Source organism: Duganella phyllosphaerae (assembly GCF_001758785.1).
Classification (GTDB): Bacteria; Pseudomonadota; Gammaproteobacteria; order Burkholderiales; family Burkholderiaceae_D; genus Rugamonas; species Rugamonas phyllosphaerae.
In genome coordinates this window covers 1-571 of sequence record NZ_LROM01000157.1, presented here as the reverse complement: position 1 = coordinate 571, position 571 = coordinate 1, and the positions used below count along the sequence as shown (strand labels likewise).

Genomic DNA, 571 nt, shown 5'->3' with positions numbered 1-571 from the left:
CCGTTTCTTCCCTGACAAAAGAGCTTTACAACCCGAAGGCCTTCTTCACTCACGCGGCATTGCTGGATCAGGCTTGCGCCCATTGTCCAAAATTCCCCACTGCTGCCTCCCGTAGGAGTCTGGACCGTGTCTCAGTTCCAGTGTGGCTGGTCGTCCTCTCAGACCAGCTACTGATCGATGCCTTGGTAGGCTTTTACCCTACCAACTAGCTAATCAGATATCGGCCGCTCCAGGAGCATGAGGTTCTTGCGAATCCCCCACTTTCATCCTTAGATCGTATGCGGTATTAGCGTAACTTTCGCTACGTTATCCCCCACTCCAGGGTACGTTCCGATATATTACTCACCCGTTCGCCACTCGCCGCCAGGTTGCCCCGCGCTGCCGTTCGACTTGCATGTGTAAGGCATGCCGCCAGCGTTCAATCTGAGCCAGGATCAAACTCTTCAGTTTAATCTCTGTTTATTTGACACTTTCGTGTCACCGTCATCGCTGACGGGTCGCTCACTCAAAATACTGACAGGCCACTATTTTCATAGCGCCTATTTCATTACTTCTTGTGAACATTTGATAT

General features: G+C 51.1%; 1 rRNA gene. It reads right to left on the bottom strand.

Annotation, left to right across the window (positions count from 1 at the left end):
* Nucleotides 1-450 (bottom strand): 16S ribosomal RNA (locus DUPY_RS26920); the annotation flags it as partial.
* Nucleotides 451-571 lie beyond the last annotated feature (121 nt).